Annotated in this window: 2 protein-coding genes; both read right to left on the bottom strand. The window is 37.5% G+C overall.

Annotated elements, in window-relative coordinates:
- Positions 1 to 525 precede the first annotated feature (525 nt).
- Positions 526 to 942: an iron chaperone gene (locus tag G588_RS0118445; RefSeq protein WP_022780158.1), complete on the bottom strand. Its 417-nt coding sequence runs from the start codon at positions 940 to 942 to the stop codon at positions 526 to 528.
- A 233-nt stretch (positions 943 to 1,175) separates the two neighbouring features.
- Positions 1,176 to 1,949: an endo alpha-1,4 polygalactosaminidase gene (locus tag G588_RS0118440; RefSeq protein ID WP_022780157.1), complete on the bottom strand. Its 774-nt coding sequence runs from the start codon at positions 1,947 to 1,949 to the stop codon at positions 1,176 to 1,178.
- Positions 1,950 to 2,397 lie beyond the last annotated feature (448 nt).

Below are 2,397 nucleotides of genomic sequence, written 5' to 3'. Positions count from 1 at the left end.
TTTCAGGGAAAATTCAAGAATATCCAGCAATATCTACACTCATATGGCAATTCCATTGATTTGCAAGTGTTCACACCTCCAGTTTAGACACTCCTCCAGTAATCCAATCTATTTCCAAGTGTACATGCCTCTTTTCTCAGACACTCCTACAATAAACCATTGCTGTAACAAGTGTCTTTCTGTAAATGAGTTGTTCCAGCAGACACTCATACTATCACAAATCCGCTCCACGAGTGTTTAACTGGAAGTTAATTGCTCCCCAAATTTGAAGTTGTTAGTCTGCTGTATCTGCCATAATTATGATATACCTGTTCATTCGCCTGCCAGATTCTTTCAAGACTTCCCTCGAAATATCTTTTTGTACAGGAAACGACTCAGCATCCCGATCACCACATTGACACAATTAACAGAATGATAAGGAGCGCGATATCATTATCATTCTGGACAGTTGCATCAACAATTCTGATTACAAACCTTGATGTGATCAGCATTATAAAACAGTCGTGATAATAAATATAGCCTTTTTCATTTGCGGTATTCTTCATAGCACCATCTTGCAATGTTGGCAATAAGGTCTTTAGGAAGAGGTGAAATATACGGAATCCGTATAGTACCTTTACTCACGTCATACCCTGCAAGTTGATCAGCAAAGACAACAGGGGCTTCATCGCCGGGATAGAGTCCGATATGTTTTTTTGATGCGGCAAAATGTATAATGTTCGCGCCCTTCCAGTATGTTGGCATACTCCACGATATCTTTTCCTGTGCTTCAGGAATAGCACTGCGAAGTATTTGCCGAATTTCATTCAAATAAGGCTTTACACTTTCATCCTGCGCATCAATATACTCATCTATCGTTTCGACTTTTCCACAATAGTGCCCCTGGCCTGTCCTGCTAAAACTACGGCCGCACTTTGGACACTTCCACTTATTATCTTTCATAATAGGATAACCCTCCCATAAACGCCGATTTGCTTAATACAAAGATTCTAACCGTTTCAACAATAAAAATAAAGTCCACTGATATGAGCTTCATTCTTCACTTCCATTTATCTGTGAATGGTAACACTCTTTCCAATTTTCTCCAAGGAAGGCAAACAGCTCACCCTGCTTTACGAAAAAAGCACAACTCAGGTGAGTTGCACTTTTCGTAAGGTGATATACATTTTTTAGTTTCAGGACAAATCCAGACGCTCCGAAATATAGTATTTGTAATGATTTTTCTTGCAATATTCTCTTATTTTATTGCTCAATTCTTTATCCTTGGTGTATTCCAGCAGATAGCATTTTTTATGGGCACATTTTACAGTCTTTAAGTATTTTTGGAAATATTTTGTTTCATCGGAGTCGTTTTCCCCAAACTTATCCTTATCATAATCAATTATTTTTGAAAAAACCGTCTCCTGATTTACACCATCAAGAATCCCGTTAAGGTTGCCATTTTTCTCGTAATATTCTGTGACGAAGGTATCTCCTCCATTGATTATGACTTTTCCCTTTTTGCTAAGGCCTTTGAGAATATTTTCCACACCGGCATATATGTTTTCAGTATGATACAGATAATAAACATCGATATTATCTACAAAAAAACCATCTACTCCGGTTTCATCTATCTCCGTAGAAAGCTCATTCATGATAAAATTCTGCCATTTCTCCGTTGAGACATCGACCCATTTTTCATCAGGCCAATTATCATACACACCAAGTGTTATATCTTCGAATCTTGTGTAATAATCCCGATAATTCTCTATAGCTCCTACATTGATATAGCTGTAGACTTTATGCCCCTTTTTCTTTAGCTTCTTAATATCTTTTGATGAAAAGCCATTCTGAACATCGAGGACAATTGTCTTATAATCCCCAAACTTTTTCATGGCACTCTTTCCGGCATTTACCGATAGAAAAACGCCGTAATCGTAAGCAAATTTATTCCCGGCACAAACATTCATGCTAAACACTCCCATAAAAAAGCATACGCACAATGTCAGCACCAGAACCCTTCGGCTTAAGTTTCTTTTAGCCACACTTATTAAATTCCCCATGATAAACCTTTTCATTCTCCTCACATATATTATGATGTAGGTGTCAAAAGTACCTTTTGACAACATATGATATACGAATTGCTCCATGACTAAAGTCATTTTCGCAATTCTGCAAATATTCGGAAGCCGCTAATTTACTGCGTAAATTGCTTATTCCTCATATTTGTTCGGGTCATAAAGTCAAAATGCTTAACACGCAAGCATGTACGCATTTTTGACTTTTGACACCCATATCATATTATTATTTGCCCGTAATTATTTTGGCTCAATCACAAATTCTATGTGATGGCTGATTCCTAACATACTGCTTCCGACTCATATCCATAATCTTGAGAAAGAAGTATTCGTCGTCAGG

The organism is Butyrivibrio sp. AE3009 (assembly GCF_000420845.1).
Classification (GTDB): domain Bacteria; phylum Bacillota; class Clostridia; order Lachnospirales; family Lachnospiraceae; genus Butyrivibrio.
Note: the sequence above shows the minus strand (reverse complement) of the source record. Positions and strands in the feature narration are given on the sequence as shown.

Coding starts and splice junctions, on each gene's coding strand:
- G588_RS0118445 (WP_022780158.1), bottom strand. CDS start 942: ATGAAAGATAATAAGTGGAAGTGTCCAAAGTGCGGCCGTAGTTTTAGC.
- G588_RS0118440 (WP_022780157.1), bottom strand. CDS start 1,949: ATGAATGTTTGTGCCGGGAATAAATTTGCTTACGATTACGGCGTTTTT.